Below are 24,193 nucleotides of genomic sequence, written 5' to 3'. Positions count from 1 at the left end.
TATCGTTTGTGTATTGCTAAGCTAAAACTTGAAATTTACTGTCACACCCAAATCAGAAGTGTTTTCAAGCTCATTATATTTAAAATGAGGCTTTAGAGCTAAATTTTCGTCGACGTTGTACTGTAGTAGGTGTGCGTCAACATTAGCATCAATAATATTTAAAGCATAAATACCAATGGTTACTAATAATGAAATTTCTTTATTTCGCCTTAGCGATTCTTGAGCTCTAATAAGTCCATCGTCAGAAACTCTTGGAGAGGCTAGAGGAGTTGTGCCATCGGCTTGGGTTCCCCAAAACTCATCGTTAGAGTAGCCTGCTAATCGGCTTTTGTATGCATCTCTATAACGATGATACTCTCTATTGTTGTGGTCGTAAATTAAAATTCCGGTTGTAATAGCACCAACAACAATAGGGATTTTCCAATATTTTTTATTGTAAGCTTGACCTAAACCAGGTAACACTGCAGAATAAAATGCAGCCTTTGAAGGTGCAAGAATGTTTATAGGCTCACGAGTTATGGTGTCGTTCACTACCATAAGGTCAGTATCTACTTTGGTGCTGTCGCTTTGTGAAAAGCAAGTAGAACCTATAAAAAGTAAAAATAGAATACTATAAAATGTCTTATTTGGCACTTTTAACAAGTTTTTGTATACGATTAAAATCTTCTTCAGAATGGAAAGGAATCGTAATACTACCTTTACCATTCTTTGATACCTTAACGTTTATTTTATGGCCAAAGTATTCTGAAAACTCTTTTATGCCTTTTTTAATATATTTTGGAAGTTCTTGCTTTTCTGGGACAGTTACAGTATTGCTAGAATGATAGTTTTTTACCAGTTTTTCAGTTTCTCGTACCGAAAGTTTATTGGTAATTATTTTTTCATAAATAGTTAACTGTGTATTTTGATCTTCAATGTTAATAATTGCTCTACCATGACCCATTGATATAAATCCATCTCGCATTCCTGTTTGGATGATTGGATCTAATTTAAGTAAACGTAAATAGTTGGCAATTGTAGAACGCTTTTTACCAACACGATCGCTCATTTGTTCTTGCGTTAAATTGATTTCGTCAATTAAACGTTGGTAAGATAACGCAATTTCTATTGGGTCTAAATCTTGACGTTGAATGTTTTCAACAAGAGCCATTTCTAACGACTCTTGGTCATTGGCTATTCTAATATAAGCAGGAATAGTTTCAAGACCTATTAATTTTGAAGCTCTAAACCTACGTTCTCCAGATACCAATTGGTATTTGTTGAATTCTAGTTTTCTTACTGTTATAGGTTGAATAACTCCAAGCTCTTTAATTGAAGATGCTAGTTCACGTAAGGCTTCTTCATTAAAGTTTGTACGAGGCTGAAAAGGGTTAATCTCAATAGCTTCAATATCTAAATCAACAATATTACCAATTACCTTGTCTGCATTTTTGTCCTGAACCGAATTGATATCATTAGAAGGGTCTTTAAGCAGTGCTGAAAGTCCTCTACCTAATGCTTGTTTTTTTGTTGCCTTCGCCATTAGCCATTCTTTTTAATAATTTCCTTTGCCAAACTTAAGTAATTTGTAGCACCTTTACTACTTACATCGTAGTTAATAATGCTTTCACCATAGCTAGGAGCTTCACCTAATCTTACATTACGCTGAATAATGGTTTCAAAAACCATATCACTAAAATGCTTTTGAACTTCTTCTACAACTTGATTTGAAAGTCGTAAACGTTGGTCGTACATGGTTAAAAGCATACCTTCAATATCCAAGTTTTGATTATGGATTTTTTGAACACTTTTTACAGTGTTTAAAAGTTTACCTAAACCTTCCAAAGCAAAATATTCACATTGAATTGGAATAATCACAGAGTCTGAAGCCGTTAAAGCGTTTAATGTTAACAAACCTAACGATGGTGCACAGTCAATTAAAATATAATCGTAAGATGATTTTAGGTGAGAAATCGCTTTTTTAAGCATGTACTCACGTTCATCTTTATCTACTAGTTCAATTTCAATAGCCACTAGGTCAATATGAGCTGGTATGATATCTACATTTGGTGAATCGGTAGACATTATACATTCTTCAGCGGAAGTAGTATGCTCTAATAATTGATAAGTCCCTATTTCAATAGTTTCTACATCAATACCAAGACCTGAAGTAGCATTGGCTTGAGGGTCAGCATCAATTAGCAATACTTTTTTTTCTAAAACACCTAAAGATGCGGCTAAGTTAACAGAAGTAGTTGTTTTACCTACTCCTCCCTTTTGATTGGCAATTGCAATGATTTTACCCATTAATATGATTTGGTTTTTTGTCCCGTAAAAATACAATTATTTACGAGTTTATAAAATGGAAGTTGTTAACAGTTTTATAAATAAAAAAACCACTTTAATTTTTTAAAGTGGCTTTAAGTATTGAGTTTATTTAATTATTTTAAATTAAATACATAACCTATTTTAAGTTGAAAGTTTGTTCCATAATCCTCTGCTTCACCTGGAACTTGGTAGCTGTAATCAGAGAAAGCTAGTTCAAACATGAACTTATTTTTGCTTACGTTTATAAATGTTCCAAATTTGTAGAGAAGTGAAAAAGTTTGATTAACATCTCTTTCATAAATTACCTCAGAAAGATTATCTCTTTCTTGAATTTCATGAGATAGGGTAAAACCATAAGATGTACCTAAACCAATATAGGGACTAAAAAGCCCTTTTTTGTTATAAAAAGGTTGATAAAGAGCTAATAAATAAGGCTCAATTACACTTGCATCATGTACAATATTTCTATCACTTACAAAGTTAGGTTCTCTGTAGCTATAATCAACTTTCTTTTGGTTGTATTCAATTCCAAAAAGAAAGGATAAGTTGTATTTATTTATGTTAGGTGAAAAACTAACAAATCCTCCAATACCTAAGCCCATACTAGGACTTTCAGTTTTATAACCTCCTGTAGTTGTGTCTTCAAAATTAGCATAATTTCCTCCAACTGTAACTCCAGCTTCAAAGAGATTCACTACTTCTTCATCTATAGAAAAGTCATTAATATCGTTATTTGTACAGGCATTTAGTTCGCTAACAAATTTAGATAAACTTTTACGGTTATATTTTACAGCATTAACTTTGGATTGAAGTTCTTTACAGTTCTTACTATAATTATTCAGTACACCTATGTAAGTGTTAATAGTGCTTTCGTATTTACCTTGATCTGTCGATGTTTCAATTTTCTTTACTTCGAGCTTGTTCAATCCCTCTGTTTCGTTTTTGAGATAATAGGTGTCATCTAGGATTAAAAGGGAAACATCACTTTCTATAACATATTCAAAAAATTTAGCAGGTTGATTGTTTTCGGAAAGGCTTATATATTTTTTATAGGGTTTTTTAAAACTAAAAGTTTGTATAGCTTGAGCATTTAATATTTTTTCATTGCTATCAATACTGTGTTTAAAAATAATTTCTCTTTCAGAGATTATTTTGATTAAACCGCTAAATTCTTCTTGATTTTTTGAGGTATAACTACCATCTTTAAATTCATTTTGAGCATTACTAATTAACGTAAATAATAGGAATGCAAATAAAAAAGTGTTTTTCATTAGTTGATTAATATAAGTTAGAAATCAAATATAAGTATTAATCAATCAAAATCTCCAAAATCTTTATAGCAGCATCACTAATTTTTGTTCCAGGTCCAAAAACAGCCACAGCTCCTGCATCAAATAAATATTGATAGTCTTGTTTTGGTATCACACCTCCAACAATTACCATAATATCATCACGACCATAACTTTTAAGTGCTTCAATAACTTGTGGCACTAAAGTTTTATGTCCAGCAGCTAAACTAGATACACCTAAAATATGTACATCATTTTCTACAGCTTGTTTAGCGGCTTCTTGTGGTGTTTGAAACAGTGGACCAATATCTACATCAAAACCAACATCGGCATAACCTGTAGCAACAACTTTTGCACCACGATCATGACCATCTTGTCCCATTTTTGCTATCATAATACGAGGACGTCGTCCATCTTGTTCAGCAAATTTATCAGCTAATTCTTTAGCTTTTTTAAAGGATTCGTCGTCTTTTATTTCTTTACTATACACACCACTAAATGATTTAATTTGCGCTTTATAGCGACCAAAAGCAGCTTCTAAAGCATCACTTATTTCTCCTAAAGTTGCTCGTTCTCGAGCTGCTTCTACAGCTAAAGCTAATAAATTTTCTTGTCCTGTTTTAGCAACTTCAGTTAATTTTGATAATGCTGCTTGTACTTTTCCGGTATTTCTTTCTGCTTTAATGGCTTTTAAGCGTTCTATTTGGGAGTTGCGTACAATTTGGTTGTCAACTTCAAGTGTAGCGATTGGATCTTCTTCTTGTAATCTATATTTGTTTACACCAACTATAATGTCTTGACCAGAATCAATTCGAGCTTGCTTTCGTGCAGCAGCTTCTTCAATTCTAATTTTAGGAATACCAGCTTCAATAGCTTTTGTCATTCCGCCTAATGCTTCAACTTCTTCAATCAGTTCCCATGCCTTTTGAGCAATGTCATGTGTTAATTTTTCAACATAATAGCTTCCTGCCCAAGGATCAACAGTTTTCGTAATATGGGTTTCTTCTTGTAAAAATATTTGTGTGTTACGTGCAATTCTAGCCGAAAAATCTGTTGGTAATGCAATAGCTTCATCCAATGCATTGGTATGTAAACTTTGTGTGCCACCAAAAGCAGCAGCAGCAGCTTCAATAGTTGTTCGTGCTACATTATTAAATGGATCTTGCTCTGTTAAACTCCAGCCACTGGTTTGACAATGGGTTCGTAATGCTAAAGATTTTGAATTTTTAGGATTGAATTGTTTTACCAATTTAGCCCAAAGCATTCTTGCAGCACGCATTTTGGCAATTTCCATAAAATGATTCATCCCAATGGCCCAAAAGAACGACAATCGTGGAGCAAAGGTGTCAATATCCATTCCTGCATCAAGCCCTTTTCTAATGTATTCTAATCCATCAGCTAAAGTGTAAGCCAATTCAATATCACAAGTAGCTCCAGCTTCTTGCATGTGGTATCCAGAAATACTGATACTATTGAACTTAGGCATGTTTTTGCTGGTATATTCAAAAATATCTGAAATGATTTTCATGGATGGTGTAGGAGGATAGATGTAAGTGTTTCTTACCATAAACTCCTTTAAAATGTCATTTTGAATAGTACCAGCTAACTGTTCAGGTTTTACACCTTGTTCTTCGGCAGCAACAATATAAAATGCCATAATTGGTAGTACAGCACCATTCATGGTCATAGATACACTCATCTTGTCTAGCGGAATTTGATCAAAGAGAATTTTCATGTCCTCAACACTATCAATAGCAACTCCTGCTTTTCCAACATCTCCAACAACACGTTCGTGGTCACTATCATATCCACGATGTGTAGCCAAATCGAAGGCTACAGACAATCCTTTTTGACCTGCAGCAAGATTACGTCTGTAAAAAGCGTTACTTTCTTCTGCTGTTGAAAATCCTGCATATTGACGAATAGTCCATGGTCTTCGAACATACATTGTGCTGTATGGACCACGAAGGTTTGGAGCTATTCCAGCCACAAAATTTAGATGTTCAACATTTTTAAGGTCATCTTTAGAGTATGTTGACTGAACATTTATATTTTCCGCAGTCGTAAAAAGCCCTCTCTGTCCTTCGGAAATCTCTCCCAAAGGAAGAGAATCTTGGTTCTTGGTTCTTGGCTTTTGATTCTTTAAGGTAATATGTTGAATATTTTTTCTAGACATTATAAAATCATTTTTTGAAGAAATGGGTCAAAATAGACGTCAAAAGGTGTGGTTAGATTAATGAAGACCGTTTTGTGATTAGACGAAATAATATAAGTTGTACTAAAGGTTGAGGTTTGTGTAGCTTCATTATCAATTCTGTGTACAACTTTGAAAATTTGCGGACCATTACTAGCATTATACTTGGCTGTGATTTTAGTGAATTTTAAATCGGTGTTTTCAGCTACTCTTTCATTGCCAAGACGTATCATTCCTAATAAATATTGAGCGTCTCTCTTGTAAAGTGGCATATAAGGCATTGTATTTATACTATAGGTAGAACGCGTGGTTTCATCAAAATATAAATACAAATTACCTTCCAGTTCTCTCATGGACTTTAGCCTTTTAGACTCGTACTCATAGTCTTTTTTTGTGGCTAAAGAATCTAGTAATTGTTGATACTCTACTGATGAGTAACGTTTAAAAACATCAGGTAGATATATTTTTATGCCATCGTCTTCAAGCATGTGGTATTTACCAAAAATTTCGTCTTCAGCATTTAATTCTATCCAGCTTTTGACGTCATTGGCAACATTAAGACACGATTGAAATGTTACTACAACAAGTAATAATACTGTTATTTTAATGGTTGTGACCTTCATGCGAATCTTTTGATTCAATTTCTTTTTTTACAGGTTTCTTATTGAAATCTATGTTTGCTTCTGGTTGTTTGTTAAAGTCTACACCAAATAGTTTAGCATAGTATAAATCTAATGCTACAAAAAGAGCTAAATACTTGTCTTTTGTTATGCTTATGGTGTTTCGTCTTAATTCTTCGCTATACATTCTGTAGCTCATACTATTAGTGTCAACTAAAGCATTGAAAGTAATTTTTAAATCACCTTCTTGCATATTAGAAGCAATACAAGCGACTAAAGGGTTAGCGTAGTTTAAAGTATAATCACCCTCTTTAGTATTCCATAAATCGGATTTAGATTTTAAAGCTTCAAACAGTTCTTTTGTGTGTTTTGATGTGATAGCTATATAATTAACTTTATTAACTCTTACATCGCTTAAAAACCTAACATAAGACCTGTTTGGACTTTGGGTTTTTGGATCGTAAGCGTTTATTAAATCTTTTTCAAAAGACATTAATGCTTCGTTAAGTAGAAGAGAGTCTTTGCTTTTGCAGTCTTTTAATTCGTTGTTGTTAGCATATTTGTAATCTACTTCAGGTGTTTTTGGTTCTTGCTTACAGTTCCACAATACTAAACTTGCAATAAGGCATGTAATAATTAATTTAAACTTCATGATGTTGTGTTTATTCATTATTAATTCGTTCTTGTTCCATTGACTCAGCTAATCTGTTTTCAATTATTGGGGCAATAAGTGTTTTTACAGGATTGTGTTTTACAAAAGGATATAGCTCAAGCTCGTGCTTCATTTTATCGTTTGGGTTTGGATGCTTGTTTGTTCCTAATAAAATGAGTTTGTTAGCATTAAAATCTTCTTGTTCTTTAGTAGCACTTTCTTTTATTTTACGTTGAATAGTACCTTCTTTAAGTTGGTTTAAAAACCCACCATTACTTTCTATATCTTTAAATAATGCTAAGGCTTTTTCTGAAATTTGCTCAGTTAACGTTTCTACATAATAATTACCATCGGCAGGATTATTGACTTTGTCAAAGTAACTTTCGTGCTTTAAAACTAATAACTGATTTCTCGAGATTCGCTCTCCAAATTCGTTGTCTTTATGATAAATAGCATCATAAGGTAAATTGCATACCGAATTTGCGCCACCAAGAATTGCACTCATACACTCTGTTGTAGTACGTAGCATATTGGTGTTGTAATCATAAAGCGTTTTATTGCGCTTTGTAGGTGTAGCAAAAATGTGACACTGTGGATTAAAATTGAAAGCTTCGGCAAGTGTTGAAAACAATAACCTTAAAGCACGAAGTTTGGCAATCTCAAAGAAATAATTTGTGCCTACTGAAACATTAAAAACAATGTTGAATTCTTTTTTTGCTTCAGTTGAAAGTAGTGCATCAAGATGATTGAAATATTCATTAACATGTGCTAGCGCATATGCTAATTGTTGCACAATAGTTGCTCCAGAATTTTGATATAAAGCAACATCAACACTTAAAGAATTGGTACTTTTTACAATACTTTCAAAAATAGAATGATCGGTTTTTAAGTCTTTAAACCAATTGCCAGTTCTTGCTAATTGACCAATAATATCTGTTAGGATATAAACCTTGTCTTTTGAAGTTTTGCTGAGGATTTCAGTAACGTATTCAGTATCTAAAAACTGTAATTCAAAATAGAGTAGCGTAGTGTTGGTGTCAATTGATTTGAGGAGTTCTTCTAAGTTTATTTTAGTGTTAGGAATAATAAACTTGATGCTTTCGGCTCCTCTAGAAAGTGCATCAATAGCTTTTTCGTTGGATTTCTTAGTGTCAGCAACAAAAATAGTTTGGCAAATGTGCCATTGTGTTGCTTCAGCATCTGAAATTTCAGGAAGTGCATCAAACTCATCAGCATGATAAAATGGTCTTACATCAATGCCTTCGTTTGATTTCCATATTAGTGTATCATTATAATCAGCACCTTTAAGGTCAGCTTGAATTTTTTGCTTCCATTGCTTTGATGAGACACCATCAAAGGTGGAAAATAACGGATTATTTTTCATTACTCTGTTTTGCTAAGCTATCTTCATACTCAATGATATAAATCTCTTCATTTTCCTTTTTCATATAGTATTTTTCTCGAGCTAGTTTTTCAATACCTTCTTCGGTTTTTAGCTCTTTAATAGCTTTATTGTCTTTTTCAATTTCCTTTTTATAATATTCTTTTTCGTTTTCTAAATCCTCCATTTCTGAATTTAATTCATGATGAATTAAAAAGGAGTTAGTGTCAAAAAACAGCATCCATATTGCAAAAGGCACAAGTATGATTACAAAAAGATTTTTGAAAGGTTTTAAATATTTTATGTTTTTCTTTTTTGGCATTGTAAGCTACAAGCGTTGATTAATAATAGTTTTAACTATATCAACTGCTACAGTATTGTACTTATTGTTTGGTATGATAATGTCAGCATACTCTTTCATAGGTTCTATAAATTGCTGATGCATAGGTTTTAATGTGTTTTGGTAACGCGATAATACTTCGTCAATGTCTCTTCCTCTTTCAGAAATATCTCGTTTTAAACGACGTATAAGACGTTCATCACTATCAGCATGCACAAATATTTTTATATCAAACATGTCTCTCAATTCAGGATTGGTAAGGATAAGAATACCCTCAACAATCATCACTTTTCTTGGTTTGGTTTTTACAACATCACCTGTTCTGTTATGTTTTACAAAAGAGTATACAGGTTGATCTATTGTATTTCCTTTTTTTAACTCTTTAAGGTGTTCTTCCAAAAGTTCAAAATCGATAGAACGAGGATGGTCAAAATTGATTTTTACTCGTTCGTCATAACTCAAATGAGACGTGTCTTTGTAATATGAGTCTTGAGAGATGACCCCAACTTCACCTTCGGGAAGTTGAGCTAATATTTGATTAACCACAGTTGTTTTACCACAACCTGTTCCTCCTGCGATTCCTATAATGAGCATATTTTTTGTTTAGAATTTAGGCAAATTTAAGTATTTACAAGAAAAATTAAGGCTGAATTTTTGAAACTTCATCTTCGGTAATCATTTTATTATTGGTGTTTCCCCAAGAGTTTGTAATGTAATTCATTACATCGGCAACTTCTTGGTCGCTTAGTCCTAAAGGTGTCATTACATTATCATATTCAACACCATTAACTGTTATTTTTCCTTTTTGTCCGTACTTAATAGCTTTTATACTTTCAGCTCTTTTGTTCATTAAATAATCCGATTTCGCCAAAGGCGGAAATGTGCGTGGTACACCTTGTCCGTTTGGTAAATGGCAAGCCATACAAAAGTCGTTGTACACTTCGGAACCACGTTGTATACTTTCTTGTATTTCTGGGCTTTTATCTTCTTTCTTGCTATTGCACAACGTTAATGTAGCTAAAGCTATAATAAATAATAGTGGTTTGGTTTTTATCATTTTTTTGGTAACAGTTTTACAATTCCTAAGTTTTCAATGCCTACATAAATGTAACCGTCTGGTCCTTGATTTATTGAACGCACACGACCTAAGTTGTCTAAAAGACGTTCTTCTTTAATTACTTTACCATCTTTGATGACACATTTATCAAGATATTGGAATTTTAATGAACCAACTAGAAGGTCTCCTTTCCAACCAGGATATTTATCGCTAGTTATAAAAGCCATTCCGCTAGGAGCAATTGAAGGATCCCAATAATGAAAGGGTTGTTCCATGCCTTCTTTTTCGGTAATGTCAGTAAATTTTGTTCCACTATAATTGATGCCATAACTTATAACTGGCCATCCGTAATTTTTTCCAGATTTTATAATATTGATTTCGTCTCCTCCTCTAGGACCATGCTCATGAGTCCATATTTCACCAGTTTCATAGTGTAAAACCATACCTTGCGGATTTCTATGACCATAGGAAAAAATTGCAGGTTTTGCGTTAGGTGTGTTTACAAACGGATTATCTATTGGGATTGACCCATCACTATTTAACCTATAAACTTTACCGCAATCTTTTGTTATGTCTTGTGGATTTGTATCTCTATCTCCACGTTCGCCAATAGTAAAATATAAATACCCTTGGTTGTCAAAAACTATTCTTGAACCAAAATGTTGACCTCTTGTTGTATTAGGACTAGCTTTGTACAATAGTTGTTTATCAACTAAAGTATTGTTTTTTAGTTTTGCTCTCATTAAGGCTGTATTGCCTCCTTTTTCTTCTCCTTCAGGAGATGCATAAGTGAAATAAATCCAACCGTTATCTTTATACTCAGGATGTAAACAAATGTCCAATAAACCTCCTTGACCTCTTACATATATTTCCGGTAAACCAGAGATAGTAGTTTTTTGACCATTTTTAAAATGAATGAGTTCACCACTTTTTTCAGTAATTAACATTGATTTATCAGGTAAAAATGCAAATCCCCAAGGTATATTAAGTTCTTTTACAACTAGTTCGTAATCGTGGTTTGTGTTTACGGGATTTTTATCTTGAGCGCAAGCAAAAACACCTAGCAATGCTATAAAAAGCATGTACTGTTTTTTAAATTTCATATAAAAATGATTTTGAGCTTAAATTTAATGATAAAATGTGTCAGTTTTTAAAAAAAGGTATATATTTGCAGTCCTAAAAATGATAACCAAGATTCGGGGTGTAGCGTAGCCCGGTTATCGCGCCGCGTTTGGGACGCGGAGGTCGCAGGTTCGAATCCTGCCACCCCGACTAAAATGAATACCATTAGAAACTAAAACCTTGTAAATCGTATGATTTACAAGGTTTTGTGGTTTTTAGACTATCATAAGAATTGATATTATATGATTTAATTCGGTTCACAAATCGGTTAACGTTCGAATCCTGCCCAGACTGTGAACCAGAAAAGTGATAAAAACAATGTAATTGAAATAGTTGATTTGACTTTCGTCTTGAGTAAATGTTTAACTAAAAGACGGCAACTATGCAATCACAAACCACCTTCAGTTTATCATTTTGGATAAACGCAACTAGAGCAATTAATAATTACTCACCTGTATACGCAAGAATAACTGTTAATAGCAAACGTGCAAACATCAGTTTAAAACGAAAAGTAAAAATATCCGATTGGGATTCTCAAAAAGGAAAAGCAAAAGGTAATAAACAAGAGAATCGATTACTTAATAGATATATCGACCTGGTTAAAAATCGAGTTTACGAAGCTTATGATGAACTAGTAAAAGAAAAAGCTTTTATTTGCGCCCAATCTATTAAGGCACGTTTTCTTGGGGAAGATAACGAAGAATATTCACTACTAACATTAGTTGATTATCATAATACTCAAATGAGTGAATCATTAAGTTATGGTACATTGAAAAACTACTTCACTACACAACGTTACATCAAAGAGTTTTTAAACAAGAAGTATAAAAATCAAGATATTTATTTATCACAGTTGACTTATCGCTTTTTAGTTGATTTTGAAAAGTATTTACGCTCTTATGTTCCAGAGGACCATCAAAAACCAATGGAAAACAATACTGTGATGAAGCATATTCAACGACTTCGTAAGATGGTTACTCTAGCTTATAAAATGGAATGGATAGATAAAGATCCTTTTATAAAATTCAAACCAACATATATAAAGAATGAACGAGAGTTTTTAAGTGAAGAAGAATTGCAAGCCATTATTGAAAAGGAATTTGAAATAGAGCGCTTAACTATAGTCAAAGACTTATTCTTATTTAGCTGTTATACGGGTTTATCATATATAGATGTTATGAACCTCACTGAAGAACATATAAGTATAGGTATTGATGGTAACAGATGGATAATTACCAAACGCCAAAAAACTAAAAACAGCTTAAAGATTCCAATTCTACCAATTGCAGAAACTTTAATGAATAAATATAGGTGGCATATTAAAACTAGAAAGACAAAGACTTTGTTTCCTAATATTTCCAATCAAAAACTAAATTCATACTTAAAGGAGATTGCAGATTTATGTGGCATAAAAAAGAATCTAACTTTTCATATGGCACGCCATACGTTTGCTACTACAATTACCTTAAGTAACGGTGTTCCAATTGAAACAGTATCTAAATTACTCGGCCACACAAAAATTAGAACCACTCAAATTTATGCACGAGTAATTGAACGAAAAGTTAGTGAAGATATGATTGCTCTAAAGCATAAGATTGGTAAATCTACAAGCTCGAAAGCAATTTAAGTTTATTAAAACTAATCAAATCTATATAAATTAAATTATACACTGTATATTTACACTTTTTAATTTTATAAATATGAAAGAAAGTTATTCACAAGGATATGTCTTTATGGCTGCAAGTTTAGATGGTTTTGTAGCACGAGAGGATAACTCATTAGACTGGTTAATGAAGTATGGAGTTGATGAAAATGACAATAGTTTCGAAGAGTTTACAGAGAATATAGATGCGCTTGTTATGGGAAGTGGCACTTATAAAACTGTAATTGGTTTTGACCAATGGCCATATAAAATGCATACCTATGTAATGAGTAGAACATTAACGCAAGATGACGTTCCTGGAGAACTGCAGAATAAAGTTACTATCAAGAATCTAGATCCTAATGAACTTATGAAGTTTCTTTATGAAAATGATTTAAAGAAAATATATGTTGATGGTGGTAAGTTAGTTCAGTCATTTATAAGTAAAGGTTTAGTAAGTGAAATTACGCTTACTCAAATACCAATTCTTATTGGTAAAGGTAAAAGATTATTCGGAGAGCTAGAAAAGGATATTGATTTAGAATTAATCACATCAAAACCAATGAAATTTGGGTTCATACAAAATCATTATCGCATAGTAAATAGTTAAGTATGTCAAGCAATACTATAGGAAGACCAACAAATGATAAGTTGATTTTATCTAAAGATGAAATTCTAAAAGAAGCGCTTAAAATTCTTGATGAACAAGGTGAAAAAGAACTTTCATTTAGAAAATTAGCTAAAGTATTTGGTGTTACTGCAATGGCTTTAAAACATCATGTTGGTACTCGTCATGATATAATAAAGAGCCTTGTTGATATTGTCTATAAAGATGTGAATAGTATTTCAGCAACTGAAGATTCTAAAGAAGCGATTGAGCAATTGTTAGGAAACTATTGTAAATGTGTATTTAAACATCCTAATGTATCAAGATTATTATTGACAGATCACTCATTAATTAACCAGGAGTTATTTCGCTTAACCGATGAGATTAGGAAACACGCTATTTCATTAGTAAATGATGAAAAAGAAGGAATTCTATTTGCTGACATAATTGTTGATTATACTCATGGTTTTGTATTAGCTGCAGCTTCTCAAAATGAAAAAACAGATTTGGGAGTATTAACTATCAAAGATTTTTACAAAGGATTAAACTGGCTACTTCAAAGAGTATAAAATTTTATGAAACACATACAAATAAAAGGCGCACGACAAAACAATTTAAAGAATATAGATGTTGAGATACCAAGAAATCAAGTGGTTGTTTTTACAGGATTGTCTGGTTCAGGTAAGTCATCATTAGTTTTTGAAACCATAACAGCTGAAGCACAAAGGCAGTTGTACGACACGTTCAGCACATTTGCCAGAAGTCGTTTACCTAAATACGACCAAGCCGATTACGATTCAATAGTAAATCTATCGCCTGTAATACTTTTAGAGCAAAAAAGAATTGTAGGTAATTCGCGCTCTAATGTTGGTACACTTTCTGAAATTTCAGCTTTTTTAAGGTTGTTATATTCTAGGATAGGAATTCCTGCAGTCGGTATGTCTAATCACTTTTCACCAAATTCTGTTGAGGGCATGTGTCCAAAATGTGGAGGTGCTGGAACTATAAATGATTTAGATATCAATGGAATTATAGACTGGAACAAATCTTTAAAACAAGGAGCTATACTTTTTCCTGATTTTAAAGTGAATTCTCTCGCTTGGAAAATAATCATAAACACAGGTTTTTTTGATGCTGACAAACCTTTAAAAGAGTATTCTGATAAGGAAAAAGAAACACTGTTTTATGCTGATGGTATCAAGTTTAAATTAAGCGAAGGAGAACAAGGTTTTGATGCCAATTTTAATGGAATTGTTACCAAAATCAATAGAGGATTTCTCAAGAAAGATTTTAATAGTCTTTCAAAGTCAAGACAAAAAATTATAACGCAGTTTGTTAAGACTACAACTTGTACAGATTGTAACGGAGCGCGATTAAAAAAAGAAGCATTAGACTGTAAAATCAATCAGAAGAATATTCATGAATTGGGTGAACTTCAACTTACAGAATTATTAGAGTTCTTTAAGGGCATTAAAAGTGAAGAAGCAGAAACCATTTTAGAACAGCTAATAAAAAGAACTGATAACCTTATTAAAATAGGTGTAGGTTATTTAAACTTATCTAGAGCAACAGGAACTTTATCTGGTGGTGAAGCACAACGTGTTCAATTAGCAAAACAGTTGGGTAATAGCTTAACAGAAATGCTATATGTTTTAGATGAGCCTAGTGTTGGTTTACACCCTAGAGATGTAGCTTTAGTTGCAAGTTTATTAAAAGAATTACGAAACCAGGGGAATACCATATTAATGGTTGAGCATGACCCTGATTTAATTAAAATAGCAGACCATATTGTTGATATGGGACCACATGCAGGAAGCAAAGGTGGTGAGGTTGTTTTTCAAGGAAGCTATAAAGAACTATCAAATGCTAATACTTTAACTGGTAAATACATAAAACAAAAGATAACAGTAAAGAAGAACTTTAGACCTTGGAAAGACTTTTTTGAAATCAAAAATGCCACTGCAAATAACTTGAAAAATATAGATGTTAAAATACCATCTAACATATTTGTTTGTGTAACAGGTGTTGCTGGTTCAGGTAAGAGTTCACTAATCCACAAAGAGTTTTTAAGTAGATATTCTGAAGCAATTGTTATAGACCAATCGCCAGTTGGTAAATCTATACGTTCAAATCCAGCAACATACACAGGTGTATTCGACCAAATTCGAGAATTATTTGCAGAGCATAATCCTAATACCAAAGCCTCTTTATTTAGCTTTAATGCAGATGGTGCTTGTGAAAACTGTAAAGGGTTAGGATATATTTTAATGGATTTAGCATTTATGGATTCTATTAAAACTAATTGTGAAAAATGTAATGGCAATCGATATGATAAAGACGTTCTAAAATATAAGCTGAATAATAAAACGATAGTAGATGTTTTAGAATTGACCGTAAATCAGGCGATAGATTTCTTTACAGATAGTAAAATTCTAAAGAAGCTAAAAGTATTACAAGAAGTAGGTTTAGGATATCTACAATTAGGACAACCATTATCAACCCTTTCAGGTGGAGAATGTCAACGTGTAAAACTAGCAAGTGAATTACACAAAGAAGGAAACATTTATATTCTAGATGAACCTACAACTGGCTTACACTTATCGGATATTACTAAAATCATTGAACTACTAGAAAAGTTAGTGAATAAAGGGAATTCAGTAATTGTCATAGAACATAGTTTAGATATTATGAATAATGCTGATTGGATTATTGATATAGGACCAGAAGGAGGTAAAAATGGAGGTGAATTAATTTTTGAAGGAACACCAAATCAATTGCAAAAAAATAAAAACAGTTATACCGCTAAATACTTAAAAGATTATAATACAACTAACTCATAACCTACTTCAACATATTATAAATTCTGAATGCTGTAAAGACTTTGCGAGGTAAAGTGTAAGAATTTTTGATTTATGTAAAATATCAATGCCTACCCCAAAAAGAGTACATACCATACTTTCAGATTTAGATTCTGCTTTAGATTTTCTTGAATCTGAAAATGAGGATATATTATATAAGGCCGAAGAAGGTATTAAAATCTCAAAACGTGCTCTTCAAAAAATAAGAGATATTGCTTTAAAGAATAATTTCAATTCTATTGATGATGAAATAAAGTTTTTTAAAGAAATAAAACCGCAGGTGTTTAGTAAGCTAATTTACTATGTTAAGTTGTTTAATATAGAAAGTAAACGACCTAGAAGTAGTAATAAATCCCAAGCTAAATATCTAAATAATCACATAGATAAACTTCAAATTTATTTTAATGATAATTTAGAATTCTATCATTATTATAGACGCGGAGCTACATATTTAGATGCGCAATATTTCGTTAGAGGAAAAGCAGATATTCGGTTGCATCCAGAAACATTTCATTTTTTTACAGACCCCCAATTTTCTACAAGTTACGATAGTACTGTAGCTACAATAATTGCTTATGATATGCTTATAATTCACCTAAAAAAAGAAACTGATAAACTAATTAATAGCAATAACATGGAAACAAGTATTAATCCATTTCAAAAACAATCAAAATTATTTTGGACTGGAAATAAAACTGATTTAATAGAATTAATTTACGCATTGCATAGCAGTGGAGTAATAAATAGTGGTACTGCAGATATTAAAGAAATGGCAGCAGTTTGTGAGCAAATTTTTAATATCGATTTAGGTAATTACTATCACACATTTATTGAAATTAGAGCGAGAAAATCTAACAACACCAAATTTATTGATAAGCTTAAAGAAAGTTTAATTAAAAGGTATGAAGAATCTGATCAATAAAATCCCTAGTCGAACCCAACTTGGGTAATACTAAAAATGTTCTACTTATAATTTTTATTGCTTGTATTTGACTGTAGTAATAAGTAGTTGAAAATTCAAATCAATTCATTTTAAATCATTAATTATTAGCAAATTAAATCACCCAACCTTGGGTGCAACTATTGAATAAACCTCAATAAAGTACTTCATCTTTGCCTAACGAAAGTCAAATCAAGATTTAGCGCAGCAAATCGCAGATTCACGAACACCGATTTAATAAAATATAAAGGTTAGTGAGCTAAATCATATTAATAGCTACCACTGAAAACGAAAGTTTGATGTGGTAGTTATTTTAACCTTAAACTTTTAATTATGGCAGCAACAATTATCACTACTGAAGATCTACAAGAATTTAGACATGAATTACTAAACGACATCAAAATATTATTTGATACTCAAACAGGTTTCAAACAAAAGAAATGGCTTAAGTCACCAGAAGTTAGAGAACTATTGAGTATTTCACCAGGTACATTACAAAACTTAAGAATTAATGGAACACTACCATATACCAAAGTAGGCGGTGTAATCTATTATGACTATGAGGAAATCGTTAAGGTAATGGAAGAAAATCGAATTCATAATAAGTTTTAGATGTCTTGGCAGAAGTTAATTATATCACGCATCTCAACACCATATTTCAACATTTTTTAGAAGACAACCGCTTAAATCCAACACATATAAGTTTGTATATGGCGCTATTTCAGGTTTGGAATAGCACACGGTTTCCTGAAGAGTTTTTTGTAATTCGTGATGAGGTAATGAAACAATCTAAAATAGGTTCTAAATCTACCTATCATCGTTGCTTAAAAGAGTTGCATAAATACGGTTATATAGAATACGAACCGTCACACAATCCATATAGAGGCAGTAGAATTAAGTTAACCAAAAATTGGACAAGCTCTGGACAAGTACTGTACCAGCACAGTCCCAAAATTGAGACAACCACTGGACAAGCATTGGTACCTAAATATAAACATAATAAAACAGGAATAAACAATATAAACAGCTCAAACAAAAAAATTAAAAATTCAGATTTAGAAGATTTTAAAAACCAGAGCAAACAAAGTAGCACTGTCCCAAATATGGACAACCTTAATGTAAGTAATGATAAAGATTATAACGAACCATTATGATAACCAAAACACCGCATATAATTACAGAAAAAGGAATTGAGTACCAATTAGGCGAATTAAAAGATAATCTCATAAAATATGATTTTGATAAAATTCTAAATTATCTCAATGTTAAAGGAAAACTATTGTTCGGTGATAGCTTTAAAATCTATAATGAAGATGAGGTTATACTTTACAAGTTGTGTATTTATTTCATTCAAGACTCTGAAGCTTGTAAAAAACAAAATATAGATGTTGATAAAGGTATTCTATTAACAGGACCGGTAGGTTGTGGCAAAACAAGTTTAATGAAATTATTGCGTCATATCGTACCACATCATAAATCTTATAAAATCATTCCTTGTAGAAATACAGTATTTAGCTTTAATCATTTAGGCTATAAAACTATTGAAGATTATGGAAATGATAAGTTCTATTGCTTTGATGATTTAGGTGTAGAACCATCAGGAAGACACTATGGTAAAGACTGTAATGTAATGGGTGAAATCCTCTTATCGCGTTATGATTTATTTCTGAAGAGTAAAATAAAAACCCACTGTACAACCAACCTCAATGCACAAGAATTAGAAATCAGATATGGTAATCGTGTACGCTCTAGAATGCGTCAACTATTTAATTTGATAGCGTTTGATAAGGAAAGTAAAGACAAGAGAATTTAATGAACAGTCAAATTGCAACAAAATATGGTAAACCGTAATAAATCAATTACATAATTTGTATATTTAGGGTGCGAAATTCCCCTTAACTATACAAAGTTTTTTATAGCTAATGATATGTCATTGGCTTTTTTGTTTATTCAATTATCAAATTAAAATTGCAAAATAATAGTAAAATAGAGTTTAATTTCTTCAATGAAATAAAGGAAAAAGAGACATATAATCAACTGTTTCCTCAACGAGAAATAGGATTAGCAATTATATACTTATACGAACAACTAATTGAGTTCAATTCTATAGATAAAGAGTTTACCGAAAAAGATATACATAATGCTTTTATCAAAGTTTTCGGACATCAGGTAAGACAACAAACAGAAGATTATGGAAGGTATATATATTCTCTACAAGAATATTTTTTAGACTATAATCAAGAAACACAAAAGTATGTTTTTAAAGATTATGCCTATAAATTTTGTGAACATGCTAAAACAATACTAAAAGGAGCGTTTAACCCAACCAAAATAAAAGTTCTATGTACAGATATTACTTCTTTGTTAAAGAATATCAAAGAAGATGAAACAGAAAAATTAAAAGATTGGTTGGAGCTTCATTATAAAAATTTTGAACCTAAATTAAGAGAGCAGATTGATTTTCTTGAAAAGCACATTGCTAATTCAATTGAGCAACTTAAAGAAGACACTAATTTTTCTGAACAAAAGTTTATTGATGTTTTAAGAGGTGTTGAATCGAGCTTGGATAATGCAAAAGAGCAAAATAAAGAATTAAGATCTGCCTATGAACAAACCAAGATTATAAGAACACTTTTAGAAGAAAGAAATATTGATGATTCACATATCAATGACTTAATTTCTGATGTTAACTCTTTTATAAGTTACACTAATAGGCGTCTGACTACTATAGATAAAAGGCTTGAAAGGATACAACCAAGAATAAGGCAATTATTTTCAGCATTAAATAGGCCTAAATTCAATTCAAAAGTTCAAAAGTTTTTAAGACATGTTTTAGATGAGAGTACTATTCAAATTGTAGATAGCAAAAAGGAAATTATTTTCCCTAACAATCTTAAAGCACCAATTGTCCATATTGACACACCAAGTTTTACAATTTTGAGAAAAGATATTGAGCTTTTCCCCTCTAAACCTAGAAAAGTTCAAGTATATAAACAAAATCAAAACTTAATAAGGAAGAACAAAGAAAAGGTAGAAAAAAGAATATCGCAGCAAAAGAAAATATCGGACTGGGAAAATCTTATTCTATCTCAAATTGAGTTAAACCAAAATGTACAATTAAGTCAATTATTTTTTCAAATATTGAATGAAGAAAATGATATTCAAGTGGCTATAACAGCTCTCTTTAATGTTGTAAGAATCGTAAGGAATAAACAGAGAATTAATTTATCAGTAAAAGGTGAATTAGAAATAAATAACAATTTCAAAGACATTACTCTATGGAAAATGGAAGTACAGAAGTTTCAATAGATAGTTTTTTAAATAATAGTGATACAGTAGAGTTGTTTGCTAAAATTGATTATAAACTGAAAGATGGTGTACATATTCAGCAACAAGGCAAACAAACTGCACTTTATAATTATATCGTTGAAAACGAAGAAAGTTTAAAACTCTATTACAAACAGTTATTTAAAGTTGAATTATCATCTGGCGGTGAATTTCCAGACAAATACTACTATCTCGATTTTAATGACCCTAATAGTAGAGGGAATATTGTTAGTGACCATAGACATTATTTAAAAAACGAACATATAATCATTGGTTTCATAATTTATGAAATAATAAATATTCAGAAAGAAGTAGACTTACATTCTATTTCAGAGTTAAAGAAAAAGATTCGTATTGATTACGAGGATATAAAACCAGGCCTTTATAGATTAATAGCAAAATCACAGAATAAAAGTCCAGGAAAGCTTAATGATGAAGCCATTGATAGGGAAGTGAAATCTGCTTTAACAGAATTTAAAAAAATTGGTTGGGTAAAAATTAATGACGATGAATTCGAACTACTTCCTGCTTTTGACAGATTAATAAAGTTTTACGAAAATGAAATACTGAATATTGATGAAATACTTAAAGAATTAAAATGATAAAGTATCCTAAAATAAAGAGACTGTCAACGCTTAACATTATACATCATCAGAAATTTGATTATGAGTTTAACTCATTTAGAACAGATTTTGTAGGTGAAGGTGGTTCTGGAAAAAGTTTAGTTTCAGATTTACTACAATTAATTTTTGTTGGCACATCAGCTTTTCATTCACCTACTCAAAGTGCAGATGATAGATTACCAAAAACTATGGTGCTAAAAACAGATGGTAGAGGAACAGATTTCGGCTATGCATTCTTAAACATTGAAGTTGAAGAAAATCAATTTATCGTAATTGGGATTTATTTAGAAAGCACTGGAGCATCTCAAATGTTTATTATTCAAAATGGTGATGATTTTTCTGAAGAAACTAAATTAATTCCATTTGATAAACCAATAAGTATAAATGACTTTATTGATAAAGATAAAACACTACCAATTGACCAATTAAAAGAATATATTTTTAACACCTTACAATATACTTGCGCTTCTTGGGCTACTACAAATAAATACCATAAAATATTATGTAGTGGTGAAAATAGTATAATACCTGTTGATGTATCAAAAAATGAAAAGGTTTTAAAAAACTATTCAAAAATCATCCAAGCATTTTCAAGAGAGTCATTAGATATTTCCAAAAGCGAAAAACTCAAAGATTTTTTGTTTGGTGATGAAGCAGAAAAAAAGTTCAAAAAACAGTTTGATGAAGCAGTCAGTGATTTAAGTTCTGATGTTGCAGAGTTTAAAGACAACTCTAATGAAATTGAAAAACTTAAAAGTAAGCATACAGATTTAGCAGATTTGCTAAAAAAGAAAGATGAAAAAGATGAGAAAAGCAAGGAGTACTTATTAGCTAATTATAACTATTTAAACAGTCAGTTAATTTCCAAAAGCACTGAAATAATTAATACTCTTAACAACTTTTATAAGAGTGATTCTAACCTTTCCCTTTTACAAACAATAGCTAAAGGCAAAGTTGAAAAGCTCATAGAAGATTTAGGTTCTATAGAAGAAGATTTTCAAAAGTCTTATCAAGAAAAAGAAGAATTAAGTAAAAAAGTAAACAAAACTAAAAAGTTTATGGAGTGGCAAAAGCTACTCAACTGTGATAAAGATGAGATAATAAAAAGATACAAGGACTACCATAAATCCAAAGATCAAATAGATAAAATCAATTTGTTAAAAGGTGAGTTGAAACCTAAAGGATTGTTGTATTACTTTGAAAGTAAAACTTGGGATAGCAATATAATTTTCAATTTACAGAAAGAAGAGGAATCAATTAATGAGAATATTGAGAATAAGGAGAAATTAAACACTATTAATGATGTAGAAAACGTAAAGTCTTTAGCGTATTGGGCCTTAAATTTAGATAGACAATTAACCATTGACGAAGAAAGTGTACTTGCCAAATATCAAGAAACTCTAATAGTAGATAAACCAGAAAATATTGCCTTTAAATATATTCCTGAACCTAAAGAGCTTTTTGAGAATCTTTTAATCCATAAAAGAACAAAAGACGGTTTTTGGTTAAATATTAATGGTATCAAAGAATTTATTCCTGTTGTAACTAATCCAATATTTAATACACTTCAAAAAGATGAAATCAAAACGTTTTTTAAAAACCAAAATCTAACCTTAAATGACGAAATTCAAAAACTTAAAGAACAGAGGATAAAACTAAAATCGTTGCAAGAGGTATTTAATGGCTTTGACAGTCCTAAAGAATACATTTCAGCTTGGAACTCTAAAAACACATTTGAAGACACTGAAGATTATGAATTTTACAAGCTTGATTTAAAAGAACTCAATGAATATGCATCCTTATTCGAAAGTTCAACAGAGATATCAAGCAAATATGCTAAAGCAAAGAAGATACATTCTGAAGTTGATAATAAAAGAAGTGGCTTAAAGACTTTAAAAACTAATATAGAAAGCCAATTAGAAGACTTTCCAATAGCAGAATATCCAGAAAATTTAGCTGAATTAGAAAAAGATTATAAGTATGAAAAAGAAATTACTAATGATGGTAATATTTTTTTAAATGCACTATCAAATTCTGAAAATTATTATAAAACATTCCAAGCGTTTGTACAATCACAAGAGAAACATATTAGTCCTAAAGATTCACTTATTGAATTGGGTGGAAAAGTATCAGATTTTAAAAAGCAACTAAAAGATATTTCTGATGAATATTTTCTGGAGTTTGAAAATGATATTAGTACAGTCGATTATTCAGGTGGTATATTGGATGAATATAAAATCAAAGAACTTGAAGAGGAAAACAACCTTAAGAACAATGCCTATATAGTTTTGTACAATACAATTGCTGGTAGATATATGGAAAACAACTATTCTCGTTATGAGAATCTAGGTGATTTCATAGGATTGTGTGAAGAAATATTACCGCCAGAAATATTCAAAGATGGTGAAACTTTGGATAGAGATGTTATTGAAAAAATTGATAAACGATTAAAAGATATTAATCTAAAAAATCAAGAGCTTAATGGAAGAAAACTTCAAAGATTAAATACTATAATTGATGAAGTAAATGCAGAAGTTAGTCGTCAACTGGATTATATAAGAAGAATAAGAAACTTTTTAAATGATGATGATAAACTTATAACTGGCAATCATAAAGCTTATTTAAAAGACGAAACAAATAAATCTTATCCAAGAATATGGATGCAGGATTTTGTGGATAAAATAAACCAAGAATCATCTTTAGGTGTTGGAACTAATCTTTTAGATGATTTAAAACCGTTTAGCAAAGATTTAGAAAAATTTGCCCCTTTAGAAGAAAAAATGGTTGAAGCCTTTCATAGGTGTGGTGGGCCAAAATACGTGAAGCCGACATACAAACAATTATTAAACCCTAAATCATATTACGATTTAAGTTTTACCATTGAATCTAATAAAGGTAAAAATGCTGGAAGTACTAGCCAAACATATTCCGCTATAGCTTTACTATGTATAGCGAGATTATCATTAATTGAAAATGATAAATTAAATCCAAAGAAAATAAAATCAGGTATTCGTTTTATGCCAATCGATGAAGCTGAAGGTTTGGGTAGTAATTTTGATATGCTATATGAAATAGCAAAAAACAATGAGTATCAATTATTGTCACTTTCAATTATGCCTAATAAAGTAGATAAGAAAAATCAAAATATATATTTACTTCAAAATAATTTGGAAGAAGATAAAAAAGTTAATTATCCACCAATACCTGTCTTTATAGGTTCTAATTAAAAAGTAT

General features: G+C 31.1%; 23 protein-coding genes and 1 tRNA gene. 12 read left to right on the top strand and 12 right to left on the bottom strand.

Annotated features, from left to right (window positions below; all coding sequences use genetic code 11):
- Positions 1-21: 21 nt before the first annotated feature.
- The 12 genes from A8975_RS10640 to A8975_RS10585 form a co-directional block, all read right to left on the bottom strand.
- Positions 22-633, bottom strand: a complete 612-nt coding sequence (locus A8975_RS10640; RefSeq protein WP_134200396.1) for a DUF5683 domain-containing protein — start codon at positions 631-633, stop codon at positions 22-24.
- Positions 623-1,522, bottom strand: a complete 900-nt coding sequence (locus A8975_RS10635; protein WP_129760487.1) for a ParB/RepB/Spo0J family partition protein — start codon at positions 1,520-1,522, stop codon at positions 623-625. The genes A8975_RS10640 and A8975_RS10635 overlap by 11 nt, the downstream gene beginning before the upstream one ends.
- Complete coding sequence (locus A8975_RS10630) at positions 1,522-2,286, bottom strand: ParA family protein (protein WP_134200394.1); 765 nt, start codon at positions 2,284-2,286, stop codon at positions 1,522-1,524. Before A8975_RS10630 ends, A8975_RS10635 begins: the two co-directional genes overlap by 1 nt.
- A gap of 134 nt (positions 2,287-2,420) precedes the next feature.
- Positions 2,421-3,578, bottom strand: a complete 1,158-nt coding sequence (locus A8975_RS10625; protein ID WP_129760490.1) for a hypothetical protein — start codon at positions 3,576-3,578, stop codon at positions 2,421-2,423.
- 37 nt (positions 3,579-3,615) lie between these two features.
- Positions 3,616-5,772 (bottom strand): methylmalonyl-CoA mutase, encoded by a 2,157-nt coding sequence (gene scpA, locus A8975_RS10620; RefSeq protein WP_134200392.1) that lies wholly within the window; start codon positions 5,770-5,772, stop codon positions 3,616-3,618.
- Entirely contained in the window at positions 5,772-6,413 is a 642-nt protein-coding gene (locus A8975_RS10615) for a hypothetical protein (protein WP_134200390.1), read from the bottom strand. The genes scpA and A8975_RS10615 overlap by 1 nt, the downstream gene beginning before the upstream one ends.
- Positions 6,394-7,062: a hypothetical protein gene (locus A8975_RS10610; RefSeq protein ID WP_129760496.1), complete on the bottom strand. Its 669-nt coding sequence runs from the start codon at positions 7,060-7,062 to the stop codon at positions 6,394-6,396. The genes A8975_RS10615 and A8975_RS10610 overlap by 20 nt, the downstream gene beginning before the upstream one ends.
- 10 nt (positions 7,063-7,072) lie before the next feature.
- Complete coding sequence (locus A8975_RS10605) at positions 7,073-8,446, bottom strand: methylmalonyl-CoA mutase subunit beta (RefSeq protein ID WP_134200388.1); 1,374 nt, start codon at positions 8,444-8,446, stop codon at positions 7,073-7,075.
- Positions 8,436-8,765 carry an FtsB family cell division protein gene (locus tag A8975_RS10600; protein ID WP_129760500.1) on the bottom strand — a complete coding sequence of 110 codons (330 nt, stop codon included), beginning with the start codon at positions 8,763-8,765 and terminating at the stop codon, positions 8,436-8,438. The genes A8975_RS10605 and A8975_RS10600 overlap by 11 nt, the downstream gene beginning before the upstream one ends.
- A gap of 6 nt (positions 8,766-8,771) precedes the next feature.
- Positions 8,772-9,377 carry a uridine kinase gene (udk, locus tag A8975_RS10595; RefSeq protein WP_131507661.1) on the bottom strand — a complete coding sequence of 202 codons (606 nt, stop codon included), beginning with the start codon at positions 9,375-9,377 and terminating at the stop codon, positions 8,772-8,774.
- Positions 9,378-9,423: 46 nt separating this feature from the next.
- Entirely contained in the window at positions 9,424-9,840 is a 417-nt protein-coding gene (locus A8975_RS10590; RefSeq protein ID WP_134200386.1) for a c-type cytochrome, read from the bottom strand.
- Complete coding sequence (locus tag A8975_RS10585; RefSeq protein WP_134200384.1) at positions 9,837-10,943, bottom strand: PQQ-dependent sugar dehydrogenase; 1,107 nt, start codon at positions 10,941-10,943, stop codon at positions 9,837-9,839. The genes A8975_RS10590 and A8975_RS10585 overlap by 4 nt, the downstream gene beginning before the upstream one ends.
- A 94-nt stretch (positions 10,944-11,037) precedes the next feature.
- Here A8975_RS10585 and A8975_RS10580 point away from each other — a divergent pair.
- From A8975_RS10580 to A8975_RS10525, 12 genes are all read left to right on the top strand, one after another.
- Positions 11,038-11,112 (top strand) — tRNA-Pro (locus tag A8975_RS10580).
- 232 nt (positions 11,113-11,344) lie between these two features.
- Positions 11,345-12,589: a site-specific integrase gene (locus tag A8975_RS10575; protein ID WP_134200382.1), complete on the top strand. Its 1,245-nt coding sequence runs from the start codon at positions 11,345-11,347 to the stop codon at positions 12,587-12,589.
- Positions 12,590-12,662: 73 nt separating this feature from the next.
- Entirely contained in the window at positions 12,663-13,214 is a 552-nt protein-coding gene (locus tag A8975_RS10570; RefSeq protein ID WP_134200380.1) for a dihydrofolate reductase family protein, read from the top strand.
- 2 nt (positions 13,215-13,216) lie between these two features.
- Positions 13,217-13,780, top strand: coding sequence for a TetR/AcrR family transcriptional regulator (locus A8975_RS10565; protein ID WP_134200378.1), 564 nt, complete (start codon positions 13,217-13,219; stop codon positions 13,778-13,780).
- Positions 13,781-13,786: 6 nt separating this feature from the next.
- A complete protein-coding gene (locus tag A8975_RS10560) occupies positions 13,787-16,051 on the top strand; it encodes an ATP-binding cassette domain-containing protein (RefSeq protein ID WP_134200376.1) in 2,265 nt (754 codons plus the stop codon).
- Positions 16,052-16,136: 85 nt separating this feature from the next.
- Positions 16,137-16,991 (top strand): RteC domain-containing protein, encoded by an 855-nt coding sequence (locus tag A8975_RS10555; RefSeq protein WP_134200374.1) that lies wholly within the window; start codon positions 16,137-16,139, stop codon positions 16,989-16,991.
- 351 nt (positions 16,992-17,342) lie between these two features.
- Positions 17,343-17,621, top strand: coding sequence for a helix-turn-helix domain-containing protein (locus A8975_RS10550; RefSeq protein WP_134200372.1), 279 nt, complete (start codon positions 17,343-17,345; stop codon positions 17,619-17,621).
- 5 nt (positions 17,622-17,626) lie between these two features.
- Positions 17,627-18,163 (top strand): hypothetical protein, encoded by a 537-nt coding sequence (locus tag A8975_RS10545; protein ID WP_134200370.1) that lies wholly within the window; start codon positions 17,627-17,629, stop codon positions 18,161-18,163.
- Positions 18,160-18,822, top strand: a complete 663-nt coding sequence (locus A8975_RS10540; protein WP_134200368.1) for an ATPase — start codon at positions 18,160-18,162, stop codon at positions 18,820-18,822. The genes A8975_RS10545 and A8975_RS10540 overlap by 4 nt, the downstream gene beginning before the upstream one ends.
- 155 nt (positions 18,823-18,977) lie before the next feature.
- On the top strand, positions 18,978-20,318 hold the full coding sequence (locus A8975_RS10535; RefSeq protein WP_243832979.1) for a hypothetical protein: 1,341 nt from the start codon (positions 18,978-18,980) through the stop codon (positions 20,316-20,318).
- On the top strand, positions 20,288-20,938 hold the full coding sequence (locus tag A8975_RS10530; RefSeq protein ID WP_134200364.1) for a condensin complex protein MksE: 651 nt from the start codon (positions 20,288-20,290) through the stop codon (positions 20,936-20,938). The genes A8975_RS10535 and A8975_RS10530 overlap by 31 nt, the downstream gene beginning before the upstream one ends.
- Positions 20,935-24,186, top strand: a complete 3,252-nt coding sequence (locus A8975_RS10525; protein ID WP_134200362.1) for a DNA repair protein Rad50 — start codon at positions 20,935-20,937, stop codon at positions 24,184-24,186. Before A8975_RS10530 ends, A8975_RS10525 begins: the two co-directional genes overlap by 4 nt.
- The last annotated feature ends 7 nt before the right edge of the window (positions 24,187-24,193 follow it).

The sequence above is a fragment of the Meridianimaribacter flavus genome, assembly GCF_004366715.1.
Lineage (GTDB): Bacteria > Bacteroidota > Bacteroidia > Flavobacteriales > Flavobacteriaceae > Gaetbulibacter_B > Gaetbulibacter_B jejuensis.
The sequence above is the reverse complement of the archived record's forward strand: the minus strand, read 5'-3'. Positions and strand labels throughout refer to the sequence as shown.

Coding starts and splice junctions, on each gene's coding strand:
- A8975_RS10635 (WP_129760487.1), bottom strand. CDS start 1,522: ATGGCGAAGGCAACAAAAAAACAAGCATTAGGTAGAGGACTTTCAGCA.
- A8975_RS10630 (WP_134200394.1), bottom strand. CDS start 2,286: ATGGGTAAAATCATTGCAATTGCCAATCAAAAGGGAGGAGTAGGTAAA.
- A8975_RS10625 (WP_129760490.1), bottom strand. CDS start 3,578: ATGAAAAACACTTTTTTATTTGCATTCCTATTATTTACGTTAATTAGT.
- scpA (WP_134200392.1), bottom strand. CDS start 5,772: ATGTCTAGAAAAAATATTCAACATATTACCTTAAAGAATCAAAAGCCA.
- A8975_RS10615 (WP_134200390.1), bottom strand. CDS start 6,413: ATGAAGGTCACAACCATTAAAATAACAGTATTATTACTTGTTGTAGTA.
- A8975_RS10610 (WP_129760496.1), bottom strand. CDS start 7,062: ATGAAGTTTAAATTAATTATTACATGCCTTATTGCAAGTTTAGTATTG.
- A8975_RS10605 (WP_134200388.1), bottom strand. CDS start 8,446: ATGAAAAATAATCCGTTATTTTCCACCTTTGATGGTGTCTCATCAAAG.
- A8975_RS10600 (WP_129760500.1), bottom strand. CDS start 8,765: ATGCCAAAAAAGAAAAACATAAAATATTTAAAACCTTTCAAAAATCTT.
- udk (WP_131507661.1), bottom strand. CDS start 9,377: ATGCTCATTATAGGAATCGCAGGAGGAACAGGTTGTGGTAAAACAACT.
- A8975_RS10590 (WP_134200386.1), bottom strand. CDS start 9,840: ATGATAAAAACCAAACCACTATTATTTATTATAGCTTTAGCTACATTA.
- A8975_RS10585 (WP_134200384.1), bottom strand. CDS start 10,943: ATGAAATTTAAAAAACAGTACATGCTTTTTATAGCATTGCTAGGTGTT.
- A8975_RS10575 (WP_134200382.1), top strand. CDS start 11,345: ATGCAATCACAAACCACCTTCAGTTTATCATTTTGGATAAACGCAACT.
- A8975_RS10570 (WP_134200380.1), top strand. CDS start 12,663: ATGAAAGAAAGTTATTCACAAGGATATGTCTTTATGGCTGCAAGTTTA.
- A8975_RS10565 (WP_134200378.1), top strand. CDS start 13,217: ATGTCAAGCAATACTATAGGAAGACCAACAAATGATAAGTTGATTTTA.
- A8975_RS10560 (WP_134200376.1), top strand. CDS start 13,787: ATGAAACACATACAAATAAAAGGCGCACGACAAAACAATTTAAAGAAT.
- A8975_RS10555 (WP_134200374.1), top strand. CDS start 16,137: ATGCCTACCCCAAAAAGAGTACATACCATACTTTCAGATTTAGATTCT.
- A8975_RS10550 (WP_134200372.1), top strand. CDS start 17,343: ATGGCAGCAACAATTATCACTACTGAAGATCTACAAGAATTTAGACAT.
- A8975_RS10540 (WP_134200368.1), top strand. CDS start 18,160: ATGATAACCAAAACACCGCATATAATTACAGAAAAAGGAATTGAGTAC.
- A8975_RS10530 (WP_134200364.1), top strand. CDS start 20,288: ATGGAAAATGGAAGTACAGAAGTTTCAATAGATAGTTTTTTAAATAAT.
- A8975_RS10525 (WP_134200362.1), top strand. CDS start 20,935: ATGATAAAGTATCCTAAAATAAAGAGACTGTCAACGCTTAACATTATA.